The organism is Thermococcus sp. (assembly GCF_027008145.1).
Lineage (GTDB): Archaea > Methanobacteriota_B > Thermococci > Thermococcales > Thermococcaceae > Thermococcus.
Genome location: NZ_JALTCZ010000203.1, coordinates 1 through 4,035, shown reverse-complemented (window position 1 = coordinate 4,035; position 4,035 = coordinate 1). Strand labels below are relative to the sequence as shown.

General features: G+C 53.7%; 4 protein-coding genes and 1 pseudogene. 1 reads left to right on the top strand and 4 read right to left on the bottom strand.

The features are described 5' to 3' along the window. The 3 genes and pseudogenes from MVD07_RS10440 to MVD07_RS10430 form a co-directional block, all read right to left on the bottom strand. Positions 1 to 264: MBL fold metallo-hydrolase (locus MVD07_RS10440; RefSeq protein ID WP_297501885.1), on the bottom strand; the 264-nt coding region annotated here is incomplete at its 3' end. 46 nt (positions 265 to 310) lie between these two features. Continuing rightward, a pseudogene (locus MVD07_RS10435) lies at positions 311 to 1,063 on the bottom strand (nucleotidyl transferase AbiEii/AbiGii toxin family protein). 80 nt (positions 1,064 to 1,143) lie between these two features. Further along, the gene (locus MVD07_RS10430) at positions 1,144 to 1,905 is read right to left on the bottom strand and encodes a type IV toxin-antitoxin system AbiEi family antitoxin (protein ID WP_297501887.1); all 762 of its coding nucleotides are present in this window, start codon (positions 1,903 to 1,905) and stop codon (positions 1,144 to 1,146) included. A gap of 290 nt (positions 1,906 to 2,195) precedes the next feature. On the opposite strand from MVD07_RS10430, the gene MVD07_RS10425 reads away from it, so the two are divergent. After that, positions 2,196 to 2,663 carry a hypothetical protein gene (locus MVD07_RS10425; protein WP_297501884.1) on the top strand — a complete coding sequence of 156 codons (468 nt, stop codon included), beginning with the start codon at positions 2,196 to 2,198 and terminating at the stop codon, positions 2,661 to 2,663. On the opposite strand, the gene gltA is transcribed toward MVD07_RS10425, so the two are convergent. Then, positions 2,664 to 4,035, bottom strand: a 1,372-nt coding sequence (gene gltA, locus MVD07_RS10420) for an NADPH-dependent glutamate synthase (protein ID WP_297501881.1), incomplete at its 5' end; no start/stop codon positions are given.

Here is a 4,035-nt window from a genome sequence, read left to right as displayed (position 1 = left end):
TTCGTAGAGACCCTCAAAGAAGGGTGTGTGGTGGTCGTAGTGGTAGTGGGAGACGGTCACCACGTCGGCCCTTTTTGCGTAACCCTGGAGCTTTTTCCTCATCCTCTGGAGGGTTTCCAGCTCGATTTCCGCAGGAGGAAGGCCGTAGCGCTTCGGCCCGAGGGCGACACCAGGATCGATGAGGATTTTCACTCCTGAGGCCTCGACGAACGTTGCTAAGCTTCTCACGCCCAGACTTTCCGAGGCGAGGGGGATGACGCGCATTTTATCACCAGGCAATGTTTGGGCTAAAGGTTTAATAAGGCATGCCTCAAGGCCAAGAGCTAAGCCTTCTGATGATTTTCTCCAAAAAGCCCATAACATCGTTCCACACGGCATCAAACTCTGGCAGTTCCCTCAGCTGATGGCCCAGACTGCTCTCCCATGCCCTTTCATAGTAAGGCCTTCTGCCTTGAAGGGTATCCACATCCGGCTCAACTCCCTTAGCCCCGAACTTGGGACGGAGTATCTGAGCCACACTCGCCAAATCAGCAGCATTTTTCAAAAACCATATATCGTACAAGTCCCTTGGCCTCGTCCTCTGAAACAGGGACCTTATTTTCTCAGCTAAAATCTCCTCCAGGCTGTAAGCCCTAACGCTTACCACAGAAAACCTTGGGCTGTCCGAATAACCATGCAGAATCGACCTTTCTTGAAGAGGCAGCAGTATCTTCTCGTACTTTTCCAGAGTTATGTCCATTTTGATCTTCGGCGGATTTCCAGTCCTGCTGAGCAGTCTAAACGGGACCCGAACTTCAAATCCAAGAAGCTCTCCCTTGAAAAGCTTCACCCCATATCTCGGCCTCAGCTCAAAATCCAGGAACTGAAGGGGTCCTTCGCTGGCTGCTTCAACGGCCTCGGCGATTTTGGCTTGGATGTATTCCGGATTTGGCTCCTCCAAAAGCAGAGTCTAATCAAGGTCCTCAGAAAACCTGTAGTCCGGAAAGTAAGCCTTTTTCAGGCAGGTACCTCCCTTAAAAGCCAATACCCTCCAGAACTTCGACTTCCAGAGACCGTAGAGCATCCAGCTTATGGCATAGTCCTTCTCCACGGTTGAGACTGGAACTCCAAGCTCGGAACTCCGGACTTTTATCTCGTCCTTAATCATTCTACCTCCTCCCAGTAATCATCCGGAACGTTGACTCGAAGGCCCCACCGATAGTTAAAACGGCCTCCGGGGGGCATTGAAGGGTCAAGGAGTGCAAAGCTCTTCCGGTCCCTTTCAGAGAGCCTAATCTCCTTCTCAATCCCAAGCGCTAATCTCTCGCTCAAAAATCCCAAACGCTTCAGAACGGCCCTGCTCTTCATTCTTTCAGCATACTCAAGCAACTTTTCATAATCCAGCCTCGCGTTCTTGAGGGCCTTAAGAACCTCGATTATTCCCCCGCAATACTTAGGCTTGTCCAAACAGTCCACTACCGTCTTTTCTGGATCTGTTATCCGAACCTTTCTGCGTCCAAGACGTATAGCACTGATTCCAAAAAACTTCTCAGGACTGACTACGATCACCTTAAACCTCTTGCCGTCGACGATTAGGAGCTTCCGATAGCCTCTCTTTACGGGAGTTTGAATGAAAACCGTTTGGGGAATCTGCTCGGTCATTCCATAGTAGTTCAGGGCTGACCAGTATGCAACTGCCCCGTTGGGTACCAAAATCTGGGCTAGAACAAACTCATGGGGAGAAGATGCTCTCCCAGGTTCTAGGGAAAGAGTATAGATGCCCTTGGCGACTCTCCGGAGAAACCCCTCTCTGAGGAGCGCCTCAAGGTAGTAGTTTAACTGCTTCGTGCTCATGCCGAGCTTTTCTTGGGCCTCCTTCTTGGTGAAGACATCTCCCAGTTCTGAGAGCCGCCTCAAGACCCTCACGGTATTCATATTTTCTCACTATAATCCCAATATAACTGAATGAAAATGAGAATTTTTGAATATAAATGTTTTGTACCACCTCCAAGACGCCAAAACCTTTTAACCCCTCCTTTCTAGAGCACTTTCGAAGGGGTGGGATGATGAGGCACCTTCAACCGATGACATCTGCTCCTCGGAAAAGCCCCCTTTGGCCGAAAGAAGTCCTTAGAAGGGAGATTTGAACTGCGAACCGATGATGAGTGTCATCCCTCCTGAGAGATGATGACATTATCCCCACCTGAGGTGGTTTAATGCTTGGGTTTTTGAGAAAGAAGAAGGAGCGGCACGGGCCTTTCGTCTACCTGAGCGAGCCTACATTCCTCTACCATACGAAGACAGAGAAGGCGATCCTTGAGCTTATAGAGGAGAAATTTAACTCCAACAACATCCTCGTCCCTTCGGACTACGGCCTGAGGGACACGAGCGGCAGGATAAAGGACGCAGAAATCTTCGTTGCCGTCGCGCCACTCGGAAAGTTCACCTCGCTGGTAGGGAGAGAGGTAAAGCTCGCCCAGGAGCTTGGAAAACCCGTGTACACCCTCCTGATAGCGCGCGATAAAGACGGCCTCGTCTACGTCTGGGTGGAGGGAATTCCCGAGGAGATTGAGTGGCTCTCACCGGAGGAAACGCAGGCCTTCAGCTTCAAGTTCGCCCACGACGAGTACATGGCCTACCTGAAGACGGGGCTGTTCGTCGGGAGCAGAAAAAGGGAGTGGTAATCAGGCGCTGGCCTTCCTCTTCTCCTCAATGTAGTCGCATATCGCCTTCGCGGCCCTCTTTCCGTCGCCCATAGCGAGGATGACGGTTGCCTCGCCCCTTATCGCGTCACCGCCGGCGAAAACACCCGGAATGCTCGTCATGAGGTTCTCGCCAACGACAAGGGTTCCGTTAGGGTTGGTCTTCAAACCGGTAGCCTCGCTGATTATCCTGTTGGGTTCGAGGCCTATCGCTATGATCACCGTGTCGGCCTCGAGCGTGACGTACTCACCGGCGCCGACTATCTTCCTCTTCCCGCGCTTGTCGCGCTCCTCAAGCGGGCGCATCTTCTCAAACTTAACCGCCTTCACCCTGCCTTCCTCGTCTCCAATGAACTCCACAGGATTGAGGAAGAACTCGAACTTCACGCCTTCTTCCTCAGCATGTTGAATTTCCTCAACGCGAGCCGTCATGTCCTCCTCACCGCGGCGGTAGGCTATCGTAACTTCTGCACCCAACCTCAGGGCGGAGCGGGCTGCGTCCATCGCGGTGTTTCCGGCCCCGATGACGACAACTTTCTCCCCCACCGCTATCGGCGTATCGTACTCGGGGAACTTGTAGGCTTTCATGAGGTTGACCCTCGTAAGGAACTCGTTGGCGCTGTAAATCCTCCCGAGGAGTATGCCCGGGATGTTGAGGAGCTTCGGCGTTCCGGCCCCGGTTCCGATGAAGACCGCGTCGTACTCCTGGAGGAGTTCCTCGAGGGTGACCGTTCTTCCGACGACGTGGTCTGTGAGGATTCTAACGCCGAGCTTCCGGAGCTTATCAAGCTCGTGCTCAAGGATGTCCTTGGGCAGTCTGAACTCGGGAATCCCATAGGCCAAAACCCCGCCGGGGCTGTGCAGTGCCTCGTAGATGGTAACCTCATAGCCGAGCTTCGCAAGTTCTCCAGCGCAGGTGAGTCCAGCCGGACCGGCTCCAACCACCGCCACTTTGCCCTTTCCGCATGCCTTTGGGGCCATCTCCTTCAGCAGTTCCCCCTCGATGCCGTGCTCGCGCGCGTAGTCGGCCACAAACCTCTCGAGCTTGCCGATGTCAACCGCCCGTCCAACCTTTCCAACCACGCAGGCCCCCTCGCACTGGTCCTCCTGGGGGCAAACCCTCCCGGTAATGGCCGGCAGGGTGTTGTCGTTCCAGATTATCCTCAGGGCTTCCTTGATATCACCCTCCTTTATTTTGGCTATGAAGGCCGGGATGTTTATGTGAACGGGGCAGCCCTTGATGCACGGGGCGTACTCGACCGGACACTGCAGACAGCGCTCCGCTTCCTGCTTTGCAAGCTCGAAGGTGTAGCCGAGGTTGACCTCGGTAAAGCTCTTAACGCGCTCCTCAACC

Excerpts from the sequence above, each read along its gene's own strand:
- MVD07_RS10425 (WP_297501884.1), top strand. The coding sequence starts at position 2,196 with ATGCTTGGGTTTTTGAGAAAGAAGAAGGAGCGGCACGGGCCTTTCGTC.